32 protein-coding genes and 2 tRNA genes are annotated in these 26,820 nt (G+C 62.1%); 26 read left to right on the forward strand and 8 right to left on the reverse strand.

The window, feature by feature from the left end:
• Window positions 1–143: 143 nt before the first annotated feature.
• The 3 genes from MJ205_RS22890 to MJ205_RS22900 form a co-directional block, all read right to left on the reverse strand.
• Window positions 144–1,424 (reverse strand): aspartate carbamoyltransferase, encoded by a 1,281-nt coding sequence (locus MJ205_RS22890; protein ID WP_133855846.1) that lies wholly within the window; start codon window positions 1,422–1,424, stop codon window positions 144–146.
• Between the two features lie 161 nt (window positions 1,425–1,585).
• On the reverse strand, window positions 1,586–2,419 hold the full coding sequence (proC, locus tag MJ205_RS22895; RefSeq protein WP_239810511.1) for a pyrroline-5-carboxylate reductase: 834 nt from the start codon (window positions 2,417–2,419) through the stop codon (window positions 1,586–1,588).
• Window positions 2,420–2,555: 136 nt separating this feature from the next.
• Window positions 2,556–3,815 carry an esterase-like activity of phytase family protein gene (locus tag MJ205_RS22900; protein WP_239810512.1) on the reverse strand — a complete coding sequence of 420 codons (1,260 nt, stop codon included), beginning with the start codon at window positions 3,813–3,815 and terminating at the stop codon, window positions 2,556–2,558.
• Window positions 3,816–3,961: 146 nt separating this feature from the next.
• Between MJ205_RS22900 and aqpZ the strand changes: the two genes are divergently transcribed.
• Window positions 3,962–4,663 (forward strand): aquaporin Z, encoded by a 702-nt coding sequence (aqpZ, locus tag MJ205_RS22905; RefSeq protein ID WP_239810513.1) that lies wholly within the window; start codon window positions 3,962–3,964, stop codon window positions 4,661–4,663.
• Between the two features lie 70 nt (window positions 4,664–4,733).
• On the opposite strand, the gene glpK is transcribed toward aqpZ, so the two are convergent.
• Window positions 4,734–6,227, reverse strand: a complete 1,494-nt coding sequence (gene glpK / locus MJ205_RS22910) for a glycerol kinase GlpK (protein WP_239810514.1) — start codon at window positions 6,225–6,227, stop codon at window positions 4,734–4,736.
• Window positions 6,228–6,294: 67 nt separating this feature from the next.
• Window positions 6,295–7,068 carry a DeoR/GlpR family DNA-binding transcription regulator gene (locus tag MJ205_RS22915; RefSeq protein ID WP_239810515.1) on the reverse strand — a complete coding sequence of 258 codons (774 nt, stop codon included), beginning with the start codon at window positions 7,066–7,068 and terminating at the stop codon, window positions 6,295–6,297.
• Window positions 7,069–7,414: 346 nt separating this feature from the next.
• Between MJ205_RS22915 and MJ205_RS22920 the strand changes: the two genes are divergently transcribed.
• The 20 genes from MJ205_RS22920 to MJ205_RS23015 all read left to right on the forward strand — a co-directional run bounded on the left by MJ205_RS22920 (window position 7,415) and on the right by MJ205_RS23015 (window position 18,531).
• Window positions 7,415–9,013 (forward strand): glycerol-3-phosphate dehydrogenase/oxidase, encoded by a 1,599-nt coding sequence (locus MJ205_RS22920; protein ID WP_239810516.1) that lies wholly within the window; start codon window positions 7,415–7,417, stop codon window positions 9,011–9,013.
• A gap of 226 nt (window positions 9,014–9,239) precedes the next feature.
• The gene (rplN, locus tag MJ205_RS22925) at window positions 9,240–9,608 is read left to right on the forward strand and encodes a 50S ribosomal protein L14 (RefSeq protein WP_027016133.1); all 369 of its coding nucleotides are present in this window, start codon (window positions 9,240–9,242) and stop codon (window positions 9,606–9,608) included.
• 12 nt (window positions 9,609–9,620) lie between these two features.
• A complete protein-coding gene (rplX, locus tag MJ205_RS22930; RefSeq protein WP_133855839.1) occupies window positions 9,621–9,938 on the forward strand; it encodes a 50S ribosomal protein L24 in 318 nt (105 codons plus the stop codon).
• A 10-nt stretch (window positions 9,939–9,948) separates the two neighbouring features.
• On the forward strand, window positions 9,949–10,497 hold the full coding sequence (rplE, locus tag MJ205_RS22935) for a 50S ribosomal protein L5 (RefSeq protein WP_133855838.1): 549 nt from the start codon (window positions 9,949–9,951) through the stop codon (window positions 10,495–10,497).
• Window positions 10,498–10,505: 8 nt separating this feature from the next.
• The gene (gene rpsN / locus MJ205_RS22940; protein WP_021028309.1) at window positions 10,506–10,811 is read left to right on the forward strand and encodes a 30S ribosomal protein S14; all 306 of its coding nucleotides are present in this window, start codon (window positions 10,506–10,508) and stop codon (window positions 10,809–10,811) included.
• Between the two features lie 18 nt (window positions 10,812–10,829).
• Window positions 10,830–11,225, forward strand: coding sequence for a 30S ribosomal protein S8 (rpsH, locus tag MJ205_RS22945; protein WP_021028310.1), 396 nt, complete (start codon window positions 10,830–10,832; stop codon window positions 11,223–11,225).
• A 26-nt stretch (window positions 11,226–11,251) separates the two neighbouring features.
• Window positions 11,252–11,785 (forward strand): 50S ribosomal protein L6, encoded by a 534-nt coding sequence (rplF, locus tag MJ205_RS22950; protein WP_027011216.1) that lies wholly within the window; start codon window positions 11,252–11,254, stop codon window positions 11,783–11,785.
• A gap of 11 nt (window positions 11,786–11,796) precedes the next feature.
• A complete protein-coding gene (gene rplR, locus MJ205_RS22955) occupies window positions 11,797–12,162 on the forward strand; it encodes a 50S ribosomal protein L18 (protein WP_021028312.1) in 366 nt (121 codons plus the stop codon).
• Between the two features lie 15 nt (window positions 12,163–12,177).
• On the forward strand, window positions 12,178–12,696 hold the full coding sequence (rpsE, locus tag MJ205_RS22960; RefSeq protein ID WP_239810517.1) for a 30S ribosomal protein S5: 519 nt from the start codon (window positions 12,178–12,180) through the stop codon (window positions 12,694–12,696).
• 11 nt (window positions 12,697–12,707) lie between these two features.
• Window positions 12,708–12,890: a 50S ribosomal protein L30 gene (gene rpmD, locus MJ205_RS22965; RefSeq protein WP_066475638.1), complete on the forward strand. Its 183-nt coding sequence runs from the start codon at window positions 12,708–12,710 to the stop codon at window positions 12,888–12,890.
• An 11-nt stretch (window positions 12,891–12,901) separates the two neighbouring features.
• Window positions 12,902–13,333 (forward strand): 50S ribosomal protein L15, encoded by a 432-nt coding sequence (rplO, locus tag MJ205_RS22970; RefSeq protein ID WP_239810518.1) that lies wholly within the window; start codon window positions 12,902–12,904, stop codon window positions 13,331–13,333.
• Between the two features lie 21 nt (window positions 13,334–13,354).
• Window positions 13,355–14,674 (forward strand): preprotein translocase subunit SecY, encoded by a 1,320-nt coding sequence (gene secY / locus MJ205_RS22975; protein WP_239810519.1) that lies wholly within the window; start codon window positions 13,355–13,357, stop codon window positions 14,672–14,674.
• A gap of 93 nt (window positions 14,675–14,767) precedes the next feature.
• A complete protein-coding gene (rpmJ, locus tag MJ205_RS22980) occupies window positions 14,768–14,881 on the forward strand; it encodes a 50S ribosomal protein L36 (RefSeq protein WP_003050535.1) in 114 nt (37 codons plus the stop codon).
• 22 nt (window positions 14,882–14,903) lie between these two features.
• The gene (rpsM, locus tag MJ205_RS22985) at window positions 14,904–15,269 is read left to right on the forward strand and encodes a 30S ribosomal protein S13 (RefSeq protein WP_239810520.1); all 366 of its coding nucleotides are present in this window, start codon (window positions 14,904–14,906) and stop codon (window positions 15,267–15,269) included.
• A gap of 18 nt (window positions 15,270–15,287) precedes the next feature.
• Window positions 15,288–15,689, forward strand: a complete 402-nt coding sequence (rpsK, locus tag MJ205_RS22990; protein ID WP_021028318.1) for a 30S ribosomal protein S11 — start codon at window positions 15,288–15,290, stop codon at window positions 15,687–15,689.
• A gap of 82 nt (window positions 15,690–15,771) precedes the next feature.
• Entirely contained in the window at window positions 15,772–16,395 is a 624-nt protein-coding gene (gene rpsD, locus MJ205_RS22995) for a 30S ribosomal protein S4 (RefSeq protein ID WP_021028319.1), read from the forward strand.
• Between the two features lie 119 nt (window positions 16,396–16,514).
• Window positions 16,515–17,510, forward strand: a complete 996-nt coding sequence (locus MJ205_RS23000; RefSeq protein WP_021028320.1) for a DNA-directed RNA polymerase subunit alpha — start codon at window positions 16,515–16,517, stop codon at window positions 17,508–17,510.
• A 104-nt stretch (window positions 17,511–17,614) separates the two neighbouring features.
• Entirely contained in the window at window positions 17,615–18,001 is a 387-nt protein-coding gene (rplQ, locus tag MJ205_RS23005; protein ID WP_021028321.1) for a 50S ribosomal protein L17, read from the forward strand.
• A 167-nt stretch (window positions 18,002–18,168) separates the two neighbouring features.
• Window positions 18,169–18,245 (forward strand) — tRNA-Met (locus MJ205_RS23010).
• 209 nt (window positions 18,246–18,454) lie between these two features.
• A tRNA-Met gene (locus MJ205_RS23015) sits at window positions 18,455–18,531 on the forward strand.
• Window positions 18,532–18,700: 169 nt separating this feature from the next.
• Here MJ205_RS23015 and MJ205_RS23020 read toward each other — a convergent pair.
• Window positions 18,701–19,114: a VOC family protein gene (locus tag MJ205_RS23020; protein WP_027011219.1), complete on the reverse strand. Its 414-nt coding sequence runs from the start codon at window positions 19,112–19,114 to the stop codon at window positions 18,701–18,703.
• 154 nt (window positions 19,115–19,268) lie between these two features.
• Here MJ205_RS23020 and MJ205_RS23025 point away from each other — a divergent pair, with 154 nt between their 5' ends.
• Window positions 19,269–20,261 carry a PhaM family polyhydroxyalkanoate granule multifunctional regulatory protein gene (locus MJ205_RS23025; protein ID WP_239810521.1) on the forward strand — a complete coding sequence of 331 codons (993 nt, stop codon included), beginning with the start codon at window positions 19,269–19,271 and terminating at the stop codon, window positions 20,259–20,261.
• Window positions 20,262–20,341: 80 nt separating this feature from the next.
• Window positions 20,342–21,613, forward strand: coding sequence for an FIST signal transduction protein (locus MJ205_RS23030; protein ID WP_239810522.1), 1,272 nt, complete (start codon window positions 20,342–20,344; stop codon window positions 21,611–21,613).
• Between the two features lie 67 nt (window positions 21,614–21,680).
• Here the strand turns inward: MJ205_RS23030 and MJ205_RS23035 are convergent, their stop codons facing one another.
• Window positions 21,681–22,433, reverse strand: a complete 753-nt coding sequence (locus tag MJ205_RS23035; protein WP_239810523.1) for a helix-turn-helix domain-containing protein — start codon at window positions 22,431–22,433, stop codon at window positions 21,681–21,683.
• 91 nt (window positions 22,434–22,524) lie between these two features.
• Here MJ205_RS23035 and MJ205_RS23040 point away from each other — a divergent pair, with 91 nt between their 5' ends.
• The 3 genes from MJ205_RS23040 to MJ205_RS23050 are packed head-to-tail and all read left to right on the forward strand — an operon-like array spanning window position 22,525 to window position 25,733.
• Window positions 22,525–23,379: a hypothetical protein gene (locus MJ205_RS23040; protein WP_239810524.1), complete on the forward strand. Its 855-nt coding sequence runs from the start codon at window positions 22,525–22,527 to the stop codon at window positions 23,377–23,379.
• A gap of 55 nt (window positions 23,380–23,434) precedes the next feature.
• A complete protein-coding gene (locus MJ205_RS23045; RefSeq protein WP_239810525.1) occupies window positions 23,435–25,411 on the forward strand; it encodes an MFS transporter in 1,977 nt (658 codons plus the stop codon).
• A 28-nt stretch (window positions 25,412–25,439) separates the two neighbouring features.
• The gene (locus tag MJ205_RS23050) at window positions 25,440–25,733 is read left to right on the forward strand and encodes a putative hemolysin (RefSeq protein ID WP_230778588.1); all 294 of its coding nucleotides are present in this window, start codon (window positions 25,440–25,442) and stop codon (window positions 25,731–25,733) included.
• Between the two features lie 92 nt (window positions 25,734–25,825).
• Here MJ205_RS23050 and MJ205_RS23055 read toward each other — a convergent pair whose 3' ends face one another.
• Complete coding sequence (locus MJ205_RS23055) at window positions 25,826–26,731, reverse strand: dienelactone hydrolase family protein (RefSeq protein ID WP_239810526.1); 906 nt, start codon at window positions 26,729–26,731, stop codon at window positions 25,826–25,828.
• Window positions 26,732–26,820: the final 89 nt, after the last annotated feature.

Here is a 26,820-nt window from a genome sequence, read left to right on the forward strand (position 1 = left end):
GCTAATGAAACGCGGACAAAAAAGCGGCCATCGATAGATGGCCGCTAACACTGGAGTCGCAGGAAAAAAACGTTCAATTTTCCGAAGCAGGGTGGACTGCTTCGAAAAAATGTCTCAAATCATGGTGTTGTGTAAGGTAGAGTTTAATCCAAAGTGTCAAACACTGCATCATCCGGGCCTACAAAAGCCGGAGAGCGCCAGGTGACATCGCGCAAATTGCGGGCAATCTGGTTCTCCACACCCATCAAAACGGCAAACAAAGCCATGCGCACAGGGATGCCATTGTCGGTCTGGCGGAAGATGGCCAGGCGGGGGTCCAGGTTCAGATCGGTCGACAGATCATTGGCGCCGGCCCGGGCATCGCGCGGCAGCGGGTGCATGATGATGGTGTCGGGTTTGCAGACGGCATCGACCAGCGATTTCTGCACCTGGAACTCCGGCGTGTAGCCCTCGATGTTCTCACCGGCAAAGCGCTCTTTCTGGATGCGCGTGGCATAGACCACGTCGGCGCCCTTGAGGTCCTGCAGCGAGGTGGAAACCTCCACCACATGGCCGTTGGTCGAGGCCAGCTCGATCAGGTAGGCAGGCATCTCCAGCGAGCTGGGCGAGATCAGGGTGAACTTCATGCCCTTGTAGAGCGACAGCAGGCGGATCAGCGAGTGCACCGTGCGGCCATATTTGAGGTCGCCGACCATGGCGATATGCGCGCCGTCCATCAGCTTGCCCAGGCGGGAGAACTCGCGCTGGATCGTGTACATGTCCAGGATCGCCTGGCTGGGGTGCTCACCGGGGCCGTCGCCCGCGTTGATGACGGGGATATTCGTCGCACGTGCAAATTCGGCCACCGAGCCTTGTTCGGGGTGGCGGATGACCAGCGCATCGACATAGCCGGCCATCACGCGGCTGGTGTCATAGATCGATTCGCCCTTGGCCATCGACGAGAAGGTAAAGCCGGTGGTATCGCAGACCGAGCCGCCCAGGCGGCTGAAGGCGGCGCCAAAGCTCACGCGGGTGCGGGTGCTGGCTTCAAAGAACAGGCTGCCCATGACGGCGCCTTCGAGCACGCGGCAGACCTTGTGGCGGCGGGCAATGGGTTGCATCACATCGGCGATGCGGAACAGCTCTTCGAGGCTTTCGCGCTCCAGCTGGGCCACCGACAGCAGTTGCGGACGGCCGTCTGCAGACATGCGCTCGGCCAGCGGACGGTGGTGTTTCTGGGCATCGTGCCCTGCGGCTTCACGGTACAGAATCTCGGAGACGAACTTCTGCGCCATATCGGGCATGGCGCGCGCTTCGCCAGAAGCCTCGGGCAGCAACCAGGTATCCAGGGTGCGGCGGCGCACGCCCAGGCGCTCGGCAAAGGCGTCACGCGTCAAGTTCAAACGGCGCATTGCGTCGCGAAGAAAATCCTGTTGGCTGTCCATGGGCCGTGCTCCGATGCAGAGGAATGAATGCGGCCGAATTATACGCTTTGCGTTTGACTTTTGTGTGAAATATACGCAATGCGTGATTGCATTTGTGCAAAGTTGCAGCCGCAGGACGGCGGCGCCTGCCTCCCGCTGAGGGCAGGCGCTACGGCGCTGGCCTAGCCGCCGAATTCATCGCCCAGCGCCTTGGCGCGGCGCTCGGCAGCGTGCATCGCGCCGATGAAGTGGGCGGCGATATCGGCGCCGCGCATATGCTCCAGCGCGGCAAAGGTGGTGCCGCCCTTGCTGGTGACGCGCTCACGCAGCACCGCTGGCGCTTCGCCCGACTGCGCCGCCAGCGCGGAGGCGCCGCTGAAGGTGCCAATCGCCAACTGCAGTGCCTGCTCGGCGGGCAGCCCCATCTCGACGCCGGCTTGCTGCATGGCTTCGAGGAAATAGAACACGTAGGCGGGGCCCGAACCCGACAGGGCCGTGACTGCATCGAGCTGCGACTCCTGCTGAACCCAGACCAGCTGGCCTGTAGTGGTGATGATCTGCTCGGCCAGCTGCTGCTGGGCGGCGCTGACCTGTGGGCGGGCAAACAGCCCCGTCATGCCCTGGCCGACCAGGGCCGGGGTGTTGGGCATGGCGCGCACGATCTGGTCATTGCCCAGCCACTGGGCAATGCTGTCGCTGCGGATGCCGGCGGCCACGCTCAGGTGCAGCGCATGGCGGCTGTGGTTGGCGACGGCGGCCGCTGCCTGGGCGAAGGTTTGCGGCTTCACGGCCCAGACGACCACCTGGGCCTGCGCCAGGCTGCTGTCGGCGGCCGGCAGCGCGGTGATGCCAAACTGCTGCTGCAGGGTCTGGCGCTGGGGTTCGTAGGGTTCGACCACCTGGATGCGGTCTTTGGGCAGGCCCTGGCGAATCAGGCCGCCGATGATGGCGCTGGCCATGTTGCCCCCGCCGATGAAGGCGATGGCGGGGAATTGGGACAGATCGGTAGTGGACATGGCGGCAGGTGCAAGCAAAGAAAGGGTGGGCAGAGCCAGCGCGGCTGGCGTGGCTGCCACTATAGCGGCGGCCTGCCCAAAGCTCAAACCGGTTGCATGGCAAGCCATGCGGGGCGCACAGGTTTTGCTATCAATTTCAATTGCGATGCGATTGGCTTGCGCTGCCCGCAGGGGCCGCGCAGGCCGGTGTTTCGACCAGCGCCAGGAACTGCGTGACCTGGGCCGGGTTGAAGTTGTTGTCGCTGACCAGCAGCAGCACCCGCTCGCCACTGGCCAGGCGCGGCCCCCAGGTCATGCCTTCGAGGTTGTCCACCGTTCGCAGCCCGAGCTGCGCAAAGTCCAGCAGCAGTTCTTTGTGGGCAGGGGTGTATGCGGCGCCGTGTAGCGCATCGATCGCCAAGGTGTCGCTGGCCTCCTGGGTGTTGATGCGGTAGAGGCGCGCGGAAAAACCGGCTCCCAGCACATAGGCGCGCTCCAGTACCAGCAAATGGTCGGGCCCATCGGCCAGGATCTCGCTGACGCCATTGATGGCAATGAGCGGCAGCAGCAGGTTGTCCTGGGGCAGCGCGTCGGGGATGTAGGCAATTTGCCGAATCGGCTGCTGGCTGGCCAGGTCGTACTGGGTGATGCGCAGCGGCCCGCCGATCTGGCCACGGCGCGGTAGCGGGCCGTCCTGACGCAACGCGCCCTCCATCGATAGCCACAGGCTGTGCTGGTCCTCGCTGATCGCAATGCCTTCCAAGGTCATGTTGTTGCGCGGGCCCCGGCCCGTCTCTGGCTGGAGCGGGCCTTGCAGCAGTGCGGGCAGGGGCCAGGTGTGCTGCCAGCTGCCATCCAGCCCGGCTTGCTGCAAGGAGGGGCCAAAGCCCCGCGCAAAGTCGCCTTCGCTGCTCCAGACCACACTGCGCCCGCCGGGCAGCAGCCGCAGTGCCTCGGGGTCAGGCACCGGCCTATCGGCCGTGGCAGTGCGGCTGCTGGGGTAGGGCGCGCCCGCCGGCGTGCGCAGGTACTGCTGCTCGACGATGCTGACCTGCTGCAGGCCACTGGCGTCATAGCGGATGCGGGCCCGGTACCAACGGGCGCTGTCCTTGGCCGAGCGGTCGTCGCTCACCAGGTAGTAGCTGTCATCGGCTGGACGGTAGTCAATCGACGAAAGGCCGCCGACCTGCGTGCCGGCCCAAAGCGTATCCAGCGGCCAGCGCTGCTCGCCCAGCAGTTGCAGGGCCGGGCGGTCCGGGGTGTGGCAGGCGGCGCCGGGGGACGGGATCGAGGGGGAGAGCGGTGCCTGGGCGGGTTCCGGAGAGGTCTTGCAGCCCGCTACCAACAGCACCAGAACGGAGAGGGACAGGGCCTTGAATAGACCGAACGAATAATGTATTTGGATATTGATTTTCATAGCATTTTTTGCAAGTGTAGCGCGCCTGTTGCACCGGCAATTGTTGACATTTTCAAACGCGACTCGCTCCTTATCATCTCGGCTACTGAGACCTGTATGTGTGTGCGTTGCATGCCGCGGGTCTGACTGATGAAGGGGTAAACACAATGACATCCAACCTGCAGAAATGGTCGGCGGAGTGCCTGGGTACGTTCTGGCTGACGTTTGGTGGTTGCGGCAGCGCCGTGCTGGCCGCTGCCTTTCCCGAGGTGGGTATCGGCCTGCTGGGCGTGTCGCTGGCCTTTGGTCTGACGGTGCTGACGGGTGCCTATGCCTTTGGTCCGATTTCGGGCGGCCATTTCAACCCAGCAGTCTCGGTGGGCCTGACGGTGGCCGGGCGCTTCAAGGCATCTGACCTGCCGGGCTACATCATTGCCCAGGTGCTGGGCGCGATTGTGGCCGCTGGCCTGCTGTACCTGATTGCCAGCGGCAAGGCAGGTGCCCAGGTGACCGATCTGGCGACCAATGGCTTTGGTGAGCACTCGCCAGGCAAGTTCTCGATGCTGGCAGCGCTGCTGACCGAAGTGGTGCTGACGGCCGTGTTTCTGCTGGTGATTCTGGGCTCGACCACGAAGAAGGCGGCCGTGGGCTTTGCCGGCATGAGCATTGGCCTGTGCCTGACCTTGATCCACCTGATCTCGATTCCGGTCACCAATACCTCGGTCAACCCCGCGCGCAGCACGGGCCCGGCGCTGTTTGGCCCGTCGATTGCACTGGAGCAGCTGTGGCTGTTCTGGCTGGCCCCGATCGTGGGTGCCGTGATTGGTGCACTGATCCACCGCGCCTTGCTGCGTGGCGATGAGGACTGAGCCAACGCCTTGAAGGCATAGACAGAAACAGGGGCTGCGGCCCCTGTTGTCGTTTTGAAGCGCGGCGGCTTTATCGTGCCGTGGTCTGGCGCACTGCCTGCTCCCAGCGCGCCATCAGCGCATCGGCGCGCGCCTTGTCCTGCGTGGGCATGAAGCGGCGCTCGGCCTTCCACAGCGCCGACAGCTCTTCGCTGTTCTGGTAGATGCCGGTGGTCAGGCCTGCCAGGTAGGCGGCGCCGAGGGCCGTCGTCTCCACACAGGCGGGGCGTACCACCGGAATGCCCAGCAAATCGGCCTGGAACTGCATCAGCAGGTTGTTGACGCTGGCGCCTCCATCGACCCGCAACTCACTCACCGGCTGGCCGCCGTTGGCGACGGCATCCAGGCTCATCGCCTGCAGCAGTGCCGCGCTTTGGTAGGCAATGGATTCCAGCGCAGCCCGCGCAATATGGGCCACCGTGGTGCCCCGGGTCAGGCCGGTGATGGTGCCGCGGGCATCGGCATCCCAGTAGGGGGCGCCCAGGCCGGTAAAGGCGGGCACCATCATCACGCCGCCGCTGTCAGGCACGCTCTCGGCCAGCTGTTGCACCTGACCGCTGTGCTCGATCGCGCGCAGGCCATCGCGCAGCCATTGCACGACCGCGCCGCCGACAAAGACACTGCCTTCGAGCGCGAACTGGGGCTGGCGGTCCGTCTGCGCGGCGCTGGTGCTCAGCAGGCCATTGCGCGAGGGGTGGAACTGGGTGCCGGTATGCATCAGCATGAAGCAGCCGGTGCCATAGGTGTTCTTGGCCATGCCCGGCGCAAAGCAGGCCTGGCCGAACAGCGCGCTTTGCTGGTCACCGGCCATGCCGCCGATGTGTATCGCAGCGCCCAGCACCTGGGCGGCGGTATCGCCAAAATGGCTGGCGGAGGGCTGCACCTCGGGCATCAGCGAGCGCGGGATGTTCAGCAGATCGAGCAGATCCTGGTCCCAGGTGTTGCTGTGCACATTGAAGAGCATGGTCCGGCTGGCATTGCTCACGTCGGTGACGTGGCGCTGGCCCTGCGTCAGCTGCCAGACCAGCCAGGTGTCGACTGTGCCGAAAGCCAGCTCGCCACGCTCGGCAGCGGCGCGGGCGCCCGGTACATGGTCCAGCAGCCACTGCAGCTTGGTGCCCGAGAAATAGGCATCGACCAGCAGGCCGGTCTTTTGCTGGATGCGCTCGGCATGGCCATCGGCACGCAGCTGGGCACAGACGGGCTCGGCGCGGCGGTCCTGCCAGACCAGGGCATTGTGGATGGGCTGGCCGGTCTTGCGGTTCCAGACGATGGTGGTCTCGCGCTGGTTGGTGATGCCCAGGCTGGTCACCTGGCTGGCGCTGATGCCTGCGGTTTTCAGCGCTTCCTGCGCCGTCGCCAGCTGTGTGCCCCAGATCTGCATCGGGTCGTGCTCCACATGGCCGGGGCGCGGGTAGATTTGCGGCAGCTCGCGCTGCGCCTGGGCCACGATGGCGCCGTGGCGATCAAACACAATGGTGCGGGAGCTGGAGGTGCCCTGGTCCAGAGCGAGCAGATAGGTCATGTCTCAAAGCCGGTCTGAGCCGGTAGATCAGTCAGTTCAACAAAATGCGGCGGAAGGTGCCTGGCCGTCAGGCGACGGTGCAGCGCACATGGGCTTCCTGCAGCAGCCGGGGGAAGGGATCGGGCGGCGGCGCATCGGTAAACAGCCGGTCGATGCGCGACAGCGGGCCGACTTCCACCATTGCCGGGCGGCCAAACTTGCTGTGGTCAGCGGCCATCCAGACTTCGCGTGCCTGGTCCATGATGGTCTGGGCTACCTTCACTTCGCGGAAGTCATAGTCGCGCAGGCTGCCATCGGATTCAATGCCGGATATGCCGATCAATGCGATGTCCACGCGGAACTGGCGGATGAAGTCCACCGCCGCCTCGCCAATGATGCCCCGGTCCCGGCCGCGCACCACGCCGCCGGCGACGATGACTTCGCAATCGGGGTTGCTGCTGAGCGTGGCTGCCACATTGAGGTTGTTGGTGATGATGCGCAGACCCCGGTGCTGCATCAGCGCGCGGGCAATGGCCTCGGTGGTGGTGCCGATGTTCAGGATCAGCGAACAGTTGTGCGGCACCTGGGCAGCGACGGCCTGCGCAATGCGGGTCTTGCCATCGGCGTTGAGGGCTTCGCGCTGCTGGTGGGCCAGGTTCTCGGTGGTGGAGTTGGGGACGCGCACGCCGCCATGAAAACGGGTGAGCACCCCTGCCTCGGACAGCCGCTGCACATCGCGGCGCACGGTCTGCAAGGTCACCCCCAGGAAAGCGGCCAGCTCCTCGACGGTGGCCGCGCTGCGGCGTTGCACTTCCTGCAAGAGCAGCAGTTGGCGGGGGTTGCTGTTGTTGAGCTCCGTCATGGCGGGATCCGAAACGAATGAAAACGAAAACTCCCGCCAATATAGTGCAAAACGCAACAGCTCGGCAGCAGGGCGGCCGCCTGCACCGTGTGGAGCTACCGCAGCAGCCCATGGCTGGCGCGAGGTTTTGTCATCAAGCTGGCACGACACGCTGGCAAGCTGCAGCGCTGATATCCGGGCGTTCCGCGCCAGCAAATTTGGCGATAACGAACAAAAAAGATCAAAAACGAATAAAATTGAGAGACAAAAGCGCAAAAGCGAATCCCGCTTCCAGGCTTTGGCACCTTGCCCCAGGCCTGGCCGGTTCAGGAGCGGGGCAACTCTCAGACCTACATTTCAATTTCGCATGTCCACTGCTGCTGCACCGCTGTCCGTTCACCGTACCGATCTGCTGGCCCGTCTGGGCGCCACGCCGGTGTTTGACCTGGTGGTGGTCGGAGGAGGGGCCACCGGCCTGGGGGTGGCGCTGGATGCCGCTGCGCGCGGCTTCAAGGTGGCGCTGCTCGAGGCGATGGACTTCGCCAAGGGCACCTCGTCGCGGGCTACCAAGCTGGTGCATGGCGGCGTGCGTTACCTGGCCCAGGGCAATATCGCGCTGGTGCGTGAGGCGCTGCACGAGCGCACCACCTTGCTGAACAATGCGCCGCATATCGCCCAGCCGCTGGCCTTTGTGATGCCCTCGTACAAGCTGCTGGATACGCCGTTCTATGGCGTCGGCCTCAAGATGTATGACGCGCTGGCAGGCAAGGCGGGCCTGGGCTCCACCCAGTTCCTCTCGGCAGGCGCCACGCGCCGACTGCTGCCGACCGTGCAGGACAAGGGCCTCAAGGGCGGGGTCAAATACTGGGATGGCCAGTTCGACGATGCCCGCCTGGCCCTTGCGTTGGCCCGCACCGCTGCGGCCAAGGGGGCCTTGCTGGTCAACTACTGTCCGGTGACGGAGCTGATCCAGGAGGATGGCCGCGTCGCCGGCGTCATTTGCAAGGATGCGGAGTCCGGCCAGCGCTATACCGTGCGCGCCCGCTGCGTGGTCAATGCCACCGGGCCCTGGGTCGACCACCTGCGCCAGCAGGATGCGGAGCTGATGGGCAAGCCCGTCAAGCCCATGGTGGCGCCCAGCCAAGGGGTGCATCTGGTGGTGGACCGGGATTTCCTGCCGTCCGACCACGCGCTGCTGGTGCCCAAGACCGCTGACGGGCGCGTGCTGTTCGCGGTGCCGTGGCTGGGCAAGGTGATCCTGGGCACGACCGACACCCCGCGCCATGACCTGGCGCGCGAACCCCGTCCGTTTGACGAAGAGCTGAAGTTCATTCTCAGCGAAGCCGGCAAGTACCTCAGCCGTGCGCCGACCATGGCCGATGTGCGCAGCATGTGGGCCGGCCTGCGCCCGCTGGTCAAGCCGCAGGATGACGATGGCGAGAACACCAAGGGCATCAGCCGGGAGCACACGGTGCTGACCAGCAAGTCCGGCATGGTGACGGTGACCGGCGGCAAGTGGACCACGTACCGCGCGATGGCCGAAGACGTGCTGGAGGCCTGCTTTGATGCCCAGCGCCTGCCCCGCAAGCCCGGTGGGGTGACGGTCAAGCTGCCGCTGGTCGGCACGCCAGCGTCGGGCCGCGCCCAGCACAGCATGCACATGGCCCAGGGCATGCATTCCTATGGCAGCGAGGCGGAATTCGTTGCAGCCTTGCCAGGCGCCGATGTCTGGCTGGCCAATGGCCTGAGCGAGGCGATGGTGCGCTTTGCTGCACGCTATGAATATGCGCGCACGGTGGAAGACGTGCTGGCCCGCCGCAGCCGGTTGCTGTTTCTGGATGCGCGCCTGGCGGCCAAGCTGGCACCGCGCGTGGCTGCCATTCTGCAGGAAGAATTGGGGTCGGATACGGCGCTGACGGCCTTCCTGGTGCTGGCGCAGCAGTACGCCGGCGAAAAAGTGGCGTAAAAATACCAATTTACCACTGGTTTGGTTGCGCACTCTTGACGGAGTGTGCTAGCTCTGCCAGAATAGAGGGCTTCGCGTTTAATGCGCGAGGTTTCTGCCCAGGAGAAGCATCGTAAATGGTTGCGGTGTGGACGACGGGCCCAAGACTGACTGGCTGCTTGGCTGTCCATGAAGATTAATTCTTATTGGGCTGTCTGGTCTGCTGGTGCAAGTTGGGAATATTGAAATGATCCAGACAGAATCTCGACTCGAGGTTGCCGACAATACCGGCGCGAAGTCTGTCCAGTGCATCAAAGTGCTGGGTGGTTCGCACCGTCGCTATGCGAGCGTTGGTGACATTATCAAGGTGAGCGTGAAAGAAGCTGCTCCACGTGGCCGCGTCAAAAAAGGCGAGGTTTACAGTGCTGTGGTGGTGCGTACCGCAAAGGGTATTCGCCGTGCTGACGGTTCGCTCGTCAAATTCGATGGCAACGCCGCTGTGTTGCTCAACGCCAAGCTGGAGCCTATCGGCACCCGCATCTTTGGCCCCGTGACCCGTGAACTGCGTACCGAAAAGTTCATGAAGATCGTGTCGCTGGCCCCCGAAGTTCTCTAAAGGAATAGCACTATGAACAAGATTCGCAAGGGCGACGAAGTTATCGTGCTGACCGGCCGTGACAAGGGCAAGCGTGGCGTTGTGACGCTGCGTGCGGACGACTCCCACCTGGTGATCGAAGGCATCAACATGGTGAAGAAGCACGTCAAGCCAAACCCCATGAAGGGCACCAACGGCGGTATCGTGGAAAAGGCCATGCCTATCCACCAATCCAACGTGGCTATCTTCAATGCGGCAACCGGCAAGGCTGATCGCGTGGGCATCAAGGTGAACGCCGACGGCGCACGTGTTCGCGTGTTCAAGTCCAATGGCGCTGATATCGCAGCCTAAGGAGTAAGACATGGCAAACGTTGCACGACTGCAAAAACAATACCGTGAGCAAATTGCTCCCGAACTGATGAAGAAGTTCGGCTACACCTCCTCGATGGAAGTGCCTCGCCTGACCAAGATCACCCTGAACATGGGTGTGAGCGAAGCCGTTTCCGACAAGAAGGTGATGGACAACGCCGTGGCTGACCTGACCAAGATTGCTGGTCAGAAGCCTGTGGTGACCAAGGCCAAGAAGGCTATCGCCGGTTTCAAGATCCGCGAAGGCCAAGCTATCGGCTGCATGGTGACCCTGCGTGGCGTTCAGATGTATGAATTCCTGGACCGTTTCGTGACCGTGGCTCTGCCTCGCGTGCGTGACTTCCGTGGTATTTCTGGCCGCGCCTTTGATGGCCGTGGCAACTACAACATCGGCGTCAAAGAACAAATCATCTTCCCTGAAATTGAGTACGACAAAGTCGACGCACTGCGTGGTCTCAACATCAGCATTACGACGACTGCGAAGAATGACGACGAGTGCAAGGCACTGTTGCAGGCTTTCCGCTTCCCGTTCAAGAACTGAGGTGATGCATGGCTAAACAAGCACTGATCCAACGCGAACTGAAGCGTGAAAAGCTGGCTGCCAAGTACGCAGCCAAGTATGCAGAACTGAAGGCCATCGCCGGCGACGCAAAGCGTTCCGACGAAGAGCGTGATGCAGCCCGCCTGGGCCTGCAAAAGCTGCCTCGCAATGCAAACCCCACTCGTCAACGTGCACGTTGCGAAATCACGGGTCGTCCCCGTGGCACTTTCCGTCAATTCGGTCTGGGCCGCGCCAAGATTCGTGAACTGGCATTCGTCGGCGCCATCCCTGGCGTGACCAAGGCCAGCTGGTAAGCAGTCAGGAGATTAAACATGAGCATGAGTGATCCAATCGCTGACTTGCTGACCCGTATCCGTAACGCACAAATGGTGTCCAAAGCCACCGTGCTGGTTCCTTCCTCCAAAGTGAAGGTTGCCATTGCACAGGTTTTGAAGGACGAGGGTTACATCGATGGCTTCGAAGTGAAGACCGAAGATGGCAAGTCTGAACTCGCAATTACCTTGAAGTACTACGCTGGTCGTCCAGTGATCGAGCGTATCGAGCGCGTGAGCCGTCCTGGCCTGCGTGTGTACAAGGGCTGCACTGCAATTCCTCAAGTCCAGAACGGTCTGGGTGTTGCAATCGTGACCACGCCCAAGGGTGTGATGACCGATCGTAAAGCGCGCGCTGCCGGTGTCGGCGGTGAAGTGCTTTGCTATGTGGCTTAACGCGGCATTGAAGGAGAAATACTGACATGTCCCGTGTAGCAAAAATGCCTGTGAGCATCCCCCAAGGTGTGGATGTCTCCATCAAGGAAGACCAAATCAGCGTCAAGGGCGCCGGCGGCACGCTGCTGCTGACCCCCAACGCCCTGGTCAAGGTTTCCAACAACGACGGTAAGCTGGCTTTCGAGCCGGTGAATGACTCCCGTGAAGCCAATGCCATGAGCGGCACCATGCGTCAGCTGGTGAACAACATGGTGGTTGGTGTGAGCAAGGGCTTCGAGAAGAAGCTGTCGCTCGTCGGCGTGGGTTACAAGGCCGCTGCTTCTGGCAGCAAGCTGAACCTGAGCGTTGGTTATTCCCACCCAGTCAACTTTGAAATGCCTGCTGGTATCACCGTGGCCACCCCTACCCCTACGGAAGTGGTGATCAAGGGTGCTGACCGCCAACGCGTTGGTCAGCTGGCAGCCGAGATTCGTGCCGTTCGTCCTCCCGAGCCTTACAAGGGCAAGGGCATCCGTTATGCGGATGAGAAGGTCACGATCAAAGAGACTAAGAAGAAATAAGGAGCTGCATCATGTTGAACAAGAAACAGCAGCGTCTTCGTCGTTCCCTGCAAACCCGTATCCGCATTGCCAACCAAGGCGTTGCGCGTTTGACGGTGAACCGTACGAACCTCCATATCTATGCCACGATCATTTCCGGCGACGGCACCAAGGTGATTGCAACCGCATCTACGGCAGAAGCCGAAGTGCGCAGCAACCTGGGCGCAGCTGGCAAGGGTGGCAACACCGCCGCAGCTACTCTCATCGGCAAGCGCATCGCTGAAAAGGCGAAGGCAGCTGGCGTTGAGAAGGTTGCATTCGACCGTGCAGGTTTTGCCTACCACGGCCGCGTCAAGGCTCTGGCTGATGCAGCCCGCGAAGCCGGCCTGCAGTTCTAAGCGGAGTGGATAGAAATGGCTAAATTTTCCCCCAAAGTGCAAGACGAAGGTCGTGACGACGGTTTGCGCGAAAAAATGATCGCGGTCAACCGCGTCACCAAGGTTGTGAAGGGTGGTCGTATTCTCGGCTTCGCTGCACTGACCGTGGTTGGCGACGGTGACGGCCGCGTTGGCATGGGCAAGGGCAAGTCCAAGGAAGTGCCTGCTGCCGTGCAGAAGGCTATGGAAGAAGCCCGTCGCAACATGATCAAGGTGTCGCTGAAGAACGGCACCCTGCATCACACCGTGATGGGTCACCATGGCGCTGCCAACGTGATGTTGGCTCCTGCTCCCAAGGGTACCGGTATCATTGCCGGCGGCCCCATGCGCGCCGTTTTCGAAGTTCTGGGCATCACCGACATCGTGGCCAAGAGCCATGGTTCGTCGAATCCCTACAACATGGTTCGCGCCACTTTCGACGCTTTGAACAATTCCACGACCCCTGCGGAAGTGGCTGCAAAGCGTGGCAAGTCGGTTGAAGACCTGTTCGTCTGATCGGAGTCACTATGACAACGCAACAAACTGTGAAGGTCCAACTGGTGCGTAGCCCGATTGGTACCAAGCAAGACCACCGCGCCACTGTGCGTGGTCTGGGTCTGCGCAAGCTGAACAGCATCAGCGAACTGAAGGACACCCCCGAAGTGCGCGGTATGATTAACAAGATCGCCTACCTGGTGAAGGTTCTCTGAAAGGATTGATGATGGAACTCAATAGCATCAAGCCTGCAGCAGGTGCCAAGCACGCCAAGCGTCGCGTGGGTCGCGGTATCGGTTCGGGTCTGGGTAAGACCGCCGGCCGTGGTCACAAGGGTCAGAAGTCGCGTTCGGGCGGCTACCACAAGGTAGGCTTCGAAGGCGGTCAGATGCCTTTGCAGCGTCGCCTGCCCAAGCGCGGTTTCAAGTCCACCACGTTGAAGTTCAACGCCGAAGTGTCCCTGGCTGCTCTCGAGCTGCTGGGTGCTGCGGAAGTGGATCTGGCAGTGCTCAAGCAAGCTGGTCTGGTTGGCCAACGCGCCAAGGTCGTCAAGGTGATCAACACCGGTGCACTGTCCAAGGCTGTCAAGCTGAACGGCATTGGCGCCACCGCTGGTGCCAAGGCTGCGATCGAAGCTGCTGGCGGTAGCCTCGCCTAACCCTTTCTGAAAGATTCATCAGTGGCTACGAACACCGCAACTATTGCAAAGACCGGTAAATACGGCGATCTGCGTCGTCGTTTGGTTTTTCTGTTGCTGGCGCTGATCGTCTACCGCATCGGAGCTCACATTCCGGTGCCTGGTATCGATCCCAACCAGTTGCAGCAGCTGTTCAATAGCCAACAGGGTGGCATCCTCAACCTGTTCAACATGTTCTCGGGCGGAGCGCTCTCGCGCTTCACCGTGTTTGCACTGGGGATCATGCCGTACATCTCGGCATCGATCATCATGCAATTGATGACCTACGTCGTCCCGACATTCGAACAGATGAAGAAAGAGGGCGAAGCCGGCCGTCGCAAGATTACCCAGTACACCCGTTACGGTGCCCTGGCGCTTGCGCTGTTTCAGTCGCTCGGCATTGCCGTGGCACTGGAAGGCACTGCCGGTTTGGTCCTCAGCCCTGGTTTCGGGTTCCGTCTTACTGCTGTGGTCAGCCTGACCGCCGGTACGATGTTCCTGATGTGGCTGGGTGAACAGATCACCGAGCGTGGTTTGGGCAACGGGATCTCGATCCTGATCTTCGCCGGTATCGCTGCGGGTCTCCCCAGCTCCATCGGTGGATTGCTCGAATTGGTGCGTACTGGTGCGATGAGCATCATTGCCGCGATCTTCATTGTTCTCGTAGTGGCAGCCGTGACGTACTTCGTCGTGTTTGTCGAGCGTGGACAGCGCAAGATCCTGGTGAACTATGCGCGCCGTCAGGTTGGAAACAAGGTGTATGGTGGTCAGTCTTCGCACTTGCCACTGAAGCTGAACATGGCTGGTGTGATTCCTCCCATCTTCGCTTCGTCGATCATCTTGCTGCCTGCCACTGTTGTGAACTGGTTCAGCGCTGGCGAATCGATGCGTTGGCTCAGGGACATTGCTAGCACGTTGACCCCCGGTCAGCCGATCTATGTGATGTTCTATGCCGCAGCGATCATCTTTTTCTGCTTCTTCTATACGGCCTTGGTTTTCAACAGCCGCGAGACGGCCGATAACCTGAAGAAGAGTGGTGCCTTTATTCCCGGGATTCGACCAGGGGATCAGACAGCACGTTATATTGATAAGATTTTGGTGCGTTTGACGCTTGCGGGTGCTGTTTACATCACCTTCGTGTGTCTGCTGCCAGAGTTCTTGATCCTGAAGTACAACGTTCCGTTCTATTTCGGTGGCACTTCCTTGTTGATCATCGTGGTGGTGACCATGGACTTCATGTCCCAGGTCCAGAATTACATGATGTCTCAGCAGTATGAGTCGCTTCTGAAGAAGGCGAACTTCAAGGCCTCAGCCAAAAACTGAGATCGACAGGAAAGTGTGCCCTCCAGTCTGTTCGGGCTAAATATTTGAAATGCCGTCACAGACTGGAGCGGATGGAAGTTTTAGGAGAATGAAATGAGAGTTTCAGCTTCGGTAAAGAAGATTTGCCGTAACTGCAAGATCATCCGTCGCAAGGGTGTCGTACGCGTGATCTGCACCGACCAGCGCCATAAGCAGCGCCAAGGTTAATCTAAAGTATTAGAGGACACAAATGGCACGTATTGCTGGTATTAACATCCCTCCGCACAAGCATGCGGAGATCGGCCTGACCGCTATCTATGGCATCGGTCGCACCACCGCTCGCAAGATCTGCGAAGCTGCTGGTATCGACTACGCCAAGAAAGTCAAGGATTTCTCGGACGCTGATCTGGAAAAGATCCGCGACGCCATCGCTCACCTGACCCTGGAAGGTGACCTGCGCCGTGAAACCACGATGAACATCAAGCGTTTGATGGACATCGGCTGCTACCGCGGTTTCCGTCATCGTCGTGGTCTGCCCATGCGTGGTCAGCGTACCCGCACCAATGCCCGTACCCGCAAGGGTCCGCGCAAAGGCGCAGCGGCTTTGAAGAAATAAAGAGATTGAAGGTACACAATGGCTAAGTCTCAGAACAATGCAGCTGCACGTGTACGTAAGAAAGTTCGCAAGAACATTTCTGACGGCATTGCACACGTTCACGCTTCGTTCAACAACACCATCATCACGATCACCGACCGCCAAGGCAATTCCCTGTCTTGGGCTTCGTCGGGTGGCCAGGGTTTCAAGGGCTCGCGCAAGTCGACGCCTTTCGCAGCCCAGGTTGCTTCCGAAGTGGCCGGCCGTGCTGCCATGGAACAGGGCATCAAGAACCTGGACGTCGAGATCAAGGGCCCAGGCCCAGGTCGCGAGTCTTCGGTGCGTGCTCTGGGTGCATTGGGCATCCGCATCACGTCGATCTCCGACGTGACGCCAGTCCCGCACAACGGCTGCCGCCCTCAAAAGCGTCGTCGCATCTAACTCACCATAAGCCCACCGCCGCCAGTGCATGGTGCTCTGGCGGCTCCCGCATTTTTGCGGTAGCTGAAAAAAGGATATTCAAGTGGCACGTTTTATTGGCCCCAAGGGCAAACTTTCCCGCCGCGAAGGCGTAGACCTGTTCCTCAAGAGCGCACGTCGCTCGATCGCGGACAAGGTCAAGCTGGACACCAAGCCAGGTCAACACGGCCGTACTTCCGGCACGCGTACCTCGGACTACGGTCTGCAACTGCGTGAAAAGCAAAAGGTCAAGCGCACCTACGGTGTGCTGGAGAAGCAATTCCGCCGCTACTTCGCTGAAGCCGATCGTCGCCGTGGCAACACCGGCGCGAACCTGCTGAGCCTGCTGGAAAGCCGTCTGGACAACGTGGTGTACCGCATGGGCTTTGGCTCGACCCGCTCCGAAGCGCGTCAGCTGGTGTCCCACAAGGCCATCACCGTGAACGGCCAATCCGTCAACATCCCTTCGTACTCCGTGAAGGAAGGCGACGTGGTTGCTGTGCGCGAAAAGTCGAAGAAGCAAGCCCGTATCGTTGAGTCGCTGCAACTGGCCGGTCAAGTGGGTTTCCCCGCTTGGGTGGACGTGTCGGCTGACAAGGCTGAAGGCGTCTTCAAGAAGTCTCCAGACCGCGATGAATTCGGTGCTGACATCAACGAATCGCTGATCGTCGAATTGTATTCTCGTTAATTTCCCGGTCGTTTTCGACTGCGAAAGTGTATCCGTCCCAGAACCGCGAGGCATCGCGGTTCTGGTGCTTCACCAGCCTTACCGGTGTAACGAGCCGGGGGTATTGAGAGGAAGTTTGCATGCAGACCAATTTGCTGAAACCCAAGACAATTAACGTAGAACAGCTGGGCCACAATCGCGCCAAGGTAGAGCTGGAGCCGTTTGAACGCGGCTACGGGCACACGCTGGGCAATGCGCTGCGTCGTGTTCTGCTGTCCTCGATGGTGGGTTATGCAGCGACGGAAGTGACCATTGCAGGTGTGCTGCACGAGTACTCGTCTATCGACGGCGTCCAGGAAGATGTGGTCAACATCTTGCTGAACCTCAAGGGCGTGGTGTTCAAGCTCCACAACCGTGACGAAGTGACGCTGAGCCTGCGCAAGGATGGCGAAGGCGTAGTGACGGCAGCTGACATTCAGACGCCTCACGATGTAGAAATCATCAACCCTGATCATGTCATCGCCAACCTGTCGCAAGGCGGCAAGCTGGACATGCAGATCAAGGTGGAAAAAGGCCGTGGCTATGTGCCCGGTAACGTGCGCCGCTACGGTGACGAGTCGACCAAGTCGATCGGCCGCATTGTGCTGGACGCATCGTTCTCGCCGATCAAGCGCGTCAGCTACACGGTCGAATCCGCCCGTGTGGAGCAGCGTACCGATCTGGACAAGCTGGTTCTCGAGATCGAAACCAACGGCGCCATCGCTGCAGAAGATGCAGTGCGCTCGTCGGCCAAGATCCTGGTGGAACAGCTCGCCGTGTTTGCGCAGCTCGAAGGCGGCGCATTGGATGTGTTCGACCAGCCAGGCGGCCAGGCGCGCAACAACGCCACGTTCGACCCGATCCTGCTGCGTCCTGTGGACGAGCTGGAGTTGACCGTGCGTTCTGCCAACTGCCTGAAGGCCGAAAACATCTACTACATCGGTGACCTGATCCAGCGCACCGAAAATGAGTTGCTCAAGACCCCGAATCTGGGTCGCAAGTCGCTCAACGAGATCAAGGAAGTTCTGGCTTCCCGTGGTCTGACCCTGGGTATGAAGCTTGAAAACTGGCCACCAGCCGGTTTGGAAAAGCGTTAAGTTATAATGGAGAGCTCTCCCAATGGTGGGGGAGCTCAATCGTAGTGCGTCGAACAGTACCTGATACGGCTGTTTGATTGAACCAATCTAAAAGGAAAAGCACCATGCGTCACGGACACGGCCTCCGCAAACTGAACCGCACCTCGTCTCACCGTAAGGCGATGCTGCAAAACATGATGAATTCGCTCATCGAGCACGAAGCCATCAAGACCACCGTTCCTAAAGCCAAGGAACTGCGCAAGGTGATCGAGCCCATGATCACGCTGGCCAAGGTGGACACCGTTGCCAACCGCCGTCTGGCATTCGACCGTCTGCGCAGCCGCGACAGCGTGACCAAGCTGTTCAATGTGCTGGGTCCTCGCTCGGCCAACCGTCCTGGCGGCTACACCCGTATCCTGAAGATGGGTTTCCGCGTGGGCGACAACGCGCCTATGGCCTATGTTGAACTGGTGGACCGCGCTGAAGAAGCCGGTGATGCCGCAGCTGAATAAGCCCTCTGCAGGTTCACATTGAGAAAGCCCACTTCGGTGGGCTTTTTCTATGCTCGCGAGGCCTTGGCCGCCGTTGCCACACCCCTCCCCAGGCCAGATTGCACAAATAGTTTTCCAAATGATGACAAAGCGCTTCGTATTAAGGAAAACCCGCGCTATAATGCTAGTGCGCGATGGAGCAGTCTGGTAGCTCGTTGGGCTCATAACCCAAAGGTCGGAGGTTCAAATCCTTCTCGCGCAACCAGAACACCAAAAGCCAGCTTTCGAGCTGGCTTTTTTGTGGCCGGGTGGCGGGCACAGCCCTGCTGGAGCAGCCGGGCCAGCCTGCAAGGCGGCCCCCGATGGCTGCGGGTTCGAGCCAGCCAAGATTGCTATAAAAGTCGAAGCGCGAAAAATATGCGCTAAAAGCGCGCTCCGCCAAAATGCAGCCCCAAAGTCGCGCTATAATTGCGGTGCGCGATGGAGCAGTCTGGTAGCTCGTTGGGCTCATAACCCAAAGGTCGGAGGTTCAAATCCTTCTCGCGCAACCAGAACACCAAAAGCCAGCTTTCGAGCTGGCTTTTTTGTGTCCGCTTCACTGGTGTTGGGCTTAAACAGCGCGGGATGGGCGCGAAATGGGCGCGGTATCGGCCCAGCGGCCGGGCGGAGACAGCACCTGCTCCGCCTTCGAGGGCCTTTGGCGGGGCCGGCCGCGCGCGATCAATGCGCGTACAACTGCTCCAGCGAGCGAAAGCCTTTGACCTCGATCGGGTTGCCGCTGGGGTCATAGAAGAACATCGTCCACTGCTCGCCGGGCTCACCTTCAAAGCGCACCTGGGGCTCCAGCACAAAGCGGGTGTTGGCAGCGCGCAGGCGCTCGGCCAGCTGCTTCCAGTCCTCCAGTTTCAGCACCAGGCCAAAATGCGGCATGGGTACCTTGTGGTTGCCCACCAAGCCAGTATTGCTGGTCTCGAAAGGTTTGCCCAGGTGGCAGGAGATCTGGTGGCCAAAGAAATCAAAATCCACCCAGCTGTCGGTGCTGCGGCCCTCGGCGCAGCCGAGCGTGTCGCGGTAGAAGTGGCGTGCAGCATCCAGGTCGTGCACATGGAAGGCGAGATGGAAAAGGCTCTGCATGGTGGCGGGCTCAAAAGGCGGGTTGCAAGAGGGATCGTACGCCGCTGCATGCGATTTATCACATAGGCAGGGCCTGCACAATCCGCTAAGCTGTGCAGCATACACCGTGGCATTGCTCGCGCGGCCAACGGCCCCCACCACTGGAGACACCACCATGCAGGACGCCGCCCAGACTTTCAACCCTTTCGCCCCTGGTTTCGATTTTCTGCAAAAGCTTGCGGCAGGCAGCACGTCCAAGCCTGCTGCGGCCTTTGCGCAATGGCAGGAATGGGTGGCGCCGACGATGAGCGTGCCGGATCTGGAAAAACGCATCCAGGAGCTCAAGACCGTGCTGTTCTGGCTGGAGCAAAACCAGCGGGCGCTGGAGGCCACCATCCAGGCGATGGAAGTGCAGAAAATGACTTTGTCGGCGCTGCAGACGATGAATGTGCCAGTGGAGAACTGGGCCAGCACGATGGTGCAAAGCTGGCAGCAGTTTGCCCAAAACGCGGCAGCGCAGGCGCAAAACGCGGCCGAGACTGCCGCGCCCCAGGCGGCTGCGAAGCCCCCGGCAGCCCCCAGCCCCGCCCCTGCAGCGGCCTCGACACCGCCGCCCGCAGCGTCCGCAGCCTCGCCGGCACCTGAGGCTGCCACAGAACCGCCGGAACAAGCCGGGCAAGCCAAAGCCTCTCCAGTGACCGACCCGATGCAATGGTGGGGCGCGCTGACACAGCAGTTCCAGCATATCGCGCAGCAGGCCGTGCAGGATGTCACCGAGCAGGCGATGGCGCATGCCGCCAGCACCCAGCAGGCAGCGGCCTCGGCAGCAGAGGCCGTGCGCAGCACGGCAGAAGGGATGGCGGAAGCGGGCAAGACTGCGGCCCAAGCCGCGATGGGCCGGCAGAGTGCGGCCAAACGCAGTGCCGCTTCTGCAGGCGATGCAAACGCTGCCAAGCCATCTGCCCGCAAGCCCGAGAGTAGCCCGCGCAGTGCACAGAACAACACCGACAAGCAGCCAATGGCGCGCAAGGCGGCATCAACCAAAGGCGCCGGTGCCGGTGCCGGCAACCGTGGTTCCCGCCCCGCCGCCTCAGGTCAAGCCGGGCCGCGTCAGGCCGCGCCGCGTCAGGCTGGCTCTCGCAAGCCCTCGGCTCCCGGCCAGCGCTGAGTCGGGCTCCCCTTTTGAGCGATCGTGATTTTTGAGTGCCGGACTGGGCTGGCAGTCCCGCAGCAGCAGGTTTTTTGACAATGGCAGGCACAAAGCTTTTTCCCTATGGCCATGTGACCCATCCCGACTGGCGGATGGCCGTGGCGCTGGTGGTGGCGCAACTGCGCGGACGCATGGCCCAGGCGGGTTATGCCAGCGCGCCCAATCTCGGCTTGGTGTATTTCACCGATGCCTATGCGCGCCATGCGCCGCAACTGCTGGAGGCTTTGCAGGATGAGTTCCCGCAGATTGGCGACTGGAGCGGCGCGGTGGGTACGGGCGTGATGGCTTCGCATGCGGAATACCTGAACGAGCCGGCGCTGTCGGTCATGCTGCTGGAGCTGCCTGCCCATTCCTACCGCCTGTTTTCCGGCATTGCACCGCTGCCGGTGGCGTCCACATCCCCCTGGGAGCGTGCATTGCTGCATGCCGATGCCGATCTGCCTGATTTTGCCGAGCTGCTCGAAGAGTTGGCGGCCCGTACCCGCGCCGGCAGTGTGCTCGGTGGCCTCAGCTCCGGGGCGGTGGCGCCGCTGCAGCTGGCGTGGAGCAAGGCTTTGGGCCCCAGCCACAGTGGCGTGCTGCGCGGCGGGCTGTCGGGCATGGCCTTTTCTGCGGAAGCCGGTGTGGTGCAGGAGCTGACCCAGGGCTGCCAGGTGATGGGCACGCGCATGCGCATCACTGCGATGCAGGGCCATGTGGTGCTGGCCCTCGACGGCCGGCCGGCGCTGGATGTGCTGGAAGAGCTGATGCCGGTACGGCTGGATACGGACCCCGAGCGGGCCACCCGCACATTGCGCCATATCCATGCGGCGCTGGAGGCGCATGCACCCGAATCGGCGGTGCACGCCGGCCAGTTGGGCCCCGAGGCGCGCGTGGTGCCATTGGTGGGCGTGGACATGGCCAGCCGGGGCATTGTGCTGCCAGAGCCGGCCCAGCCCCAGCAGTACCTGTGCTTTTGCCAGCGCAACCTGTCGGCCGCCCGCGCCGATCTGCTGCGCATGTGTGCCGAGCTGCGGGAATCGCTGGCGCCCGCCGAGGCACAGACCGGCCTGCCGTTGGGCGACAGCATGCTGGGTGATGCCGGGGCCGGGGCCGGGGTCGGGGCCGGCCGCAGCATTGCCGGTGCGGTCTACATCAGCTGTGCGGAGCGGGCAAGCCCCTATTTCGGCGCGCCCGGTGCCGAGCTGGAACTGATCCACCATGTGCTGGGGGACATCCCGCTGGTAGGTTTCTTCAGCCAGGGCGAGATTGCCGGTCAGCAGCTGCACCGCTATGCCGGTGCACTGATGCTGTTTACCCAGGCGGCCTAGCAGCTGCCTGCAGTCTCGGCGCAGCCGGGTGGGATTGCCAGCGGCATGCGTTCGAGAGGGCTGGTTCTTAGCGGTTGCCCCCCGGCTGCAGGCGGCGCATCTCGGTGAACACCGACAGCTCCCAGCTGCGCATGGCCAGCAGCAGGGTATAGCCCTCGCGCTCCTTCTCGGGCAGGCGCTGGTCGGTCAGGTGCTGCTGGGCAAAGTCCTGGGCCACACGCTGCAGGCGCTCCAAGAAGGCCGGTGCCAGGGTGCGGCTGATGGCGCCATGCACGAGCATCAAACCCTCGCCCGATTTGTCGAAGGTACCCGAGAAATAGTCGTGCACGGCGTTCTCGCGGAAGTACTCCATCACCGGGCCATGCGGGCGCCAGCGAAAGGTCTTGGCCAGCTTGAGCCGGTAGCGGTTCATCGGGCGCAGCTCGATGATGCCGATGCGGTCGAGCTGCGCCAGGTACTTGATGCCCTCGGCCTCGCTCAAACGGTAGGTGGTCAGCACCTGCTCCAGGGTCCACTGGCTGAGCACGCAGATGGCCATCAGCAGCAGCTTCTTGTCGGCCACCACCGCTTGCTCCTGCTGCTGCGTCAGCTCCTTGATCAACGGCTGGTTGTCGGCCACACGGCGCGCCAGGTCGGCAAAATCCAGGCGCAGCACGTGGCAGATGGCATCGATGCGCGACAGCGGCATGTCACCCTTGGCCAGCATCCGCTTGACGCTGGACTCCGCCATGCCCAGCGCCTCGGCCAGGTCGGCATAGGTCATCTGCGCGGCTTTCAGCTCTTTCTTCAATGCCAGTACCAGATCGGCGGTGGTGCTCATGGGTATCGTCCTGTCATACTTTGGGTGCCATCATAGGGGATCGCGCCAGCATTCCGAGACGCTCTGGCGCCCCGGCGGCACAGTGCAGGCCATGACTGATACCACCCACCCCCCAAGCCCCCGCAGCCTGGCTGCGGAATGCGCGCTCTACGCCTTCTATGCCGCGATGCTGGCCTTGGCCTGCCTGGGGCCCTATGTGCCACAGGCGGCCCACTACCATGACTTTGCCGACCAGCGCGGGCTGCTGGGCCTGGCCAATGCAGCTGATGTGCTGAGCAATCTGCCGTTTCTGCTGGTCGGTGTCTGGGGCTTGCTGGCGACCTTCACAACACCTGCACAGACGCTGCGCTCCGAAGGGGCGACACCCTGGCTGCTGCTGGTCTTCGGCGGCCTGGTGCTCACGGCTGCGGGTTCGACCTACTACCACCTGCTGCCGGGTGATCTGCGCGTTTTTTGGGACCGCATGGGCATGGTGCCGGTATTTGCCGGTGTCCTGGGCCTGGCGCTGCAGTCGCTGCTCAACGCCCGCGCTGCCTGGCTGACGGCGCTGTGCGTGCTGCTGGGCGGGCCACTGGCGCTGTGGATCTGGTTGCAGACGGGACAGCTGCTGCCCTGGGCCGTGTTGCAAGGCGCGGGCATGGTGCTGCTGGTGGTACTCGCCGTGTGGCAGCAGCGCAGCCCGCAGGCCGAGCACCTGATGCGCTGGCCCCTGGCGGCCGTTGTGGCCTGGTATGCGCTGGCCAAGTTGTTCGAACTGGGTGATGCCGCCGTCTGGGCAGGCAGCGGCCATCTGGTGGCCGGCCATGCGCTCAAGCACCTGGCGGCAGCGCTGGCGGTGCTGCCGCTGCTGCGCAGCTTGCAGCAACTGCGCCACCGGGCGCACGCAAACAGCGCGTCCGCAGGCACAATCGGGGGCGGCGCGTTGGGGGCAGGGCGTTTGCGCTGAATGCCCGGTACCGACCACCCCTACCGCCCTAGATCCGCCAGGAGATGCTTGTTCCATGAACCGTCCACATGCCCCGTCTGTGCCCGCCGCTGAGGCGCCAGACCATCCCAACCAGTTTGCGTTGCTGGGCCAGCGCCGCTTTGCCCCGTTCTTCTGGACCCAGTTTGCCGGGGCTGCCAACGACAACCTGTTCAAGTTCGCGTTCACGGTGATGGTGACCTACCAGCTGCAGGTGGCCTGGATGCCGCCAGCGATGGCGGGCCTGGTGATCGGCGCACTGTTCATCCTGCCGTTTCTGCTGTTCTCCGCCACCTCGGGTCAGCTGACCGACAAGTATGAAAAGCACCGCATGATCCGCTTCGTCAAGGACCTGGAGATTGGCGTGATGCTGATCGCCGGCCTGGGCTTCTGGCTCGAAAGCCCGGCGCTGCTGCTGGGCTGTGTGTTTTTGATGGGCCTGCATTCCACGTTGTTCGGGCCCGTCAAGTTTGCCTACCTGCCCCAGGTGCTGCGCGACGATGAGCTGACCGGCGGCAATGGTATGGTCGAGATGGGCACCTTTGTCGCCATCTTGCTGGGCAATGTGGTGGGTGGCCTGCTGGTGGCGCTGCCCGATATCGGCCATGCCTCGGTCGCGGTGGCCTGCTTTGGCTTGGCCGTGGTGGGGCGTTTGACGGCCCAGGGCGTGCCGGTGGTACCGGCCACCGACCCGGGCTTGCGCATCAACTGGAACCCGGTGAGCGAAACCTGGCGCAACCTGAAGCTGGCCCATGGCAATGTGGTCGTGTTCCGCTCGCTGCTGGGTATCAGCTGGATGTGGTTCTTCGGTGCGGTGTTCCTGAGCCAGTTCCCCAGCTTTGCCAAGGAGGTGCTGCATGGCAATGAGCATGTGGCCTCGCTGCTGCTGGTGGTGTTTTCCATCGGCATCGGCCTGGGCTCGCTGCTGTGCGAGGTGCTCTCGCGCCGCCAGGTGGAGATTGGCCTGGTGCCCATCGGCACCATCGGCATGAGCGTGTTTGCGATTGACCTGTACTTTGCATCGCGCGGGCTGGCGCAGCCAGCCCAGGCCTGGACGGCGCTGGCCTTCATCAGCCAGCCGGCGCACTGGCGCGTGATGGCCGATCTGGCCTTGCTGTCGCTGTTTGCCGGGCTGTACAGCGTGCCCATGTATGCGCTGATCCAGCTGCGCAGCCAGCCCACGCACCGCGCCCGCATCATTGCGGCCAACAATATTCTCAATGCGCTGTTCATGATCGCCAGCTCGGTCATCGCCGGTGCCTTGCTGGGGGCGGGATTTACCGTGCCGCAGATCTTCCTGTTCACCGGCATTGCCAATGCCATCGTCGCCACCTACATCTTCCTGCTGGTGCCCGAATACCTGCTGCGCTGCATTGCCTGGCTGGTCACCAACCTGGTCTACCGCTTTCGGGTGCAGGGTGCCCACCACATTCCCACCAGCGGGCCGGCGCTGCTGACCTGCAACCATGTCAGCTTTGTCGACCCCATCCTGATGATGGCCGCCAGCCCGCGCCCGATTTACTTTGTGATGGACTACCGCATCTTCCGCACACCGTTGCTGGGTTGGTTGTTCCGCCTGTGCAAGGCCATTCCGGTGGCGCCCCGCAGCGAAGACCCTGCCGTCTACGAGGCCGCCTTTGCACGCGCCGCGGAGGTGCTGCGCGAAGGGGATCTGCTCGCTATCTTCCCGGAGGGGGGCATCACCCGCGATGGCGAGCTGCAGGCATTCAAGGGCGGCGTGATGAAGATCCTGGAGCAGGCGCGTGCCGATGGGCTGGATGTGCCCGTCGTGCCCATGGCCCTGTCCAACCTCTGGGGCTCGTTCTTCAGCCGTATCGAACCCAAGGGCGCAATGACCCGGCCGTTCCGCCGTGGCGTCTTCAACCGCGTGAGCTTGCGCATCGGCGCCGCCAGCCCGGCCGCCGAATGCTCGGCCGAGCAGCTGCGCCAGCGTGTAGGCGAGTTGCTGGAGCAGGAGGGCGGCCATGGCAGCGGTTCGCCCGCTTTGGGATAATGCAGGCTGGACAACGAATGGCTTTGTGATGACCTCTCTAACGATTCTGTACAAAAGCGTGGCAGCCCTGGTGGCCATGTCCGCCCTGGCCGCTTGCACCAGTACTTCGGGCCTGAAGCCGCTGCATGACCCTGAAGAGAAGGAGGCTTTCACACGCGCCACCGTCTATGCCGGCCCGCGCAGCCCCGCATCGGCCTACTGTGTGCAGATGGGCGGCGCCATCCTCAATACGCCCAAGGGCAAGAACACCTTGTGCCGCTTCCCCGACGGCAAGGAAATGGACCCCTGGGACCTGTTCTGGCGCGACAACCCCTCGAACTAAAGCCCACGACGGGCTGCGGTACAACGCAAAAACCCCTGCCAGCACATGCCGCGCTGGCAGGGGTTTTGTCTTGCTGAGCTGCTGACCAGACTTTAGATCACGCCATGCGTCCTGAACCAGTCCTGCATGCGCTTCCAGCCGTCCTCGGCCGCATCCTTGCGGTAGCTGGGGCGGTAGTCGGCATGGAAGGCGTGGCCCGCGTCAGCATAGACATGGAAGCTGGAGGCCGCCGCAGCGGCATTGCCGGCAGCGCCAGCCTGCTGCAGGCTTTGTTTCATCGCGTCGACTGATTCCAGCGGAATGCCCTGGTCCTTGCCGCCATAGAGGCCCAGCACCGGCGCCTTGAGTGCGCTGCTGAGGTCGATGGGGTGCTTGGGCTGCAGGTCGCTGGCAGCGCCTTGCAGGCGGCCATACCAGGCGACACCGGCCTTGACCTTGCCGGTCGCGGCATACAGCCAGGTGATGCGCCCGCCCCAGCAAAAACCGGTGATGCCGGCGCGGCTGGTGTCGCCACCGTTGTCCTTGGCCCAGGCCAGCACGGCGTCCAGGTCCTTGATGACCTGGGCATCGGGCACCTTGCTGACCAGCTCGCTTTGCAGCTGGCTGATCTCGGTGTACTTGCGCGGATCGCCCTGGCGCGCGAACAGTTCGGGCGCAATCGCCAGGTAGCCCAGCTGGGCGAGGCGCCGGCAGGTGTCGGCGATGTAGTCGTGCACGCCAAAGATTTCCTGGATCACCAGCACCACCGGCAGGTTGGTCTTGCCGGCGGGTGCTGCGCGGTAGGCGCTGACCTGGAAGCCATCGACCGTGTACTGGATGGTGCCAGCCGTCAGCCCGGCATCGGGCGTCTTGATGGCCGTCTGCGCCATCACCGGCACGGCTGCCGCTGCGTAGCCCACGCCCAGCGCCATTTGCAGGGCACTGCGGCGGGTGCTGCCCGCCAAGGTGGCGCGGCCCGGGAGAAGGGAGTCGAAATCGGCATTGGGAGTCTGGGACATAGGATTTCCTTTTCTACGGATGGCAGGCCCATTATGGGGGACGACAAAATACAGCCTGTGACAAGGCTTCTCGTGCCTTGGGGCCGCCG

Origin of the sequence: Comamonas sp. B21-038 (genome assembly GCF_022387135.1) — a bacterium.
In the GTDB taxonomy this organism is placed as follows: domain Bacteria; phylum Pseudomonadota; class Gammaproteobacteria; order Burkholderiales; family Burkholderiaceae_C; genus Comamonas; species Comamonas sediminis.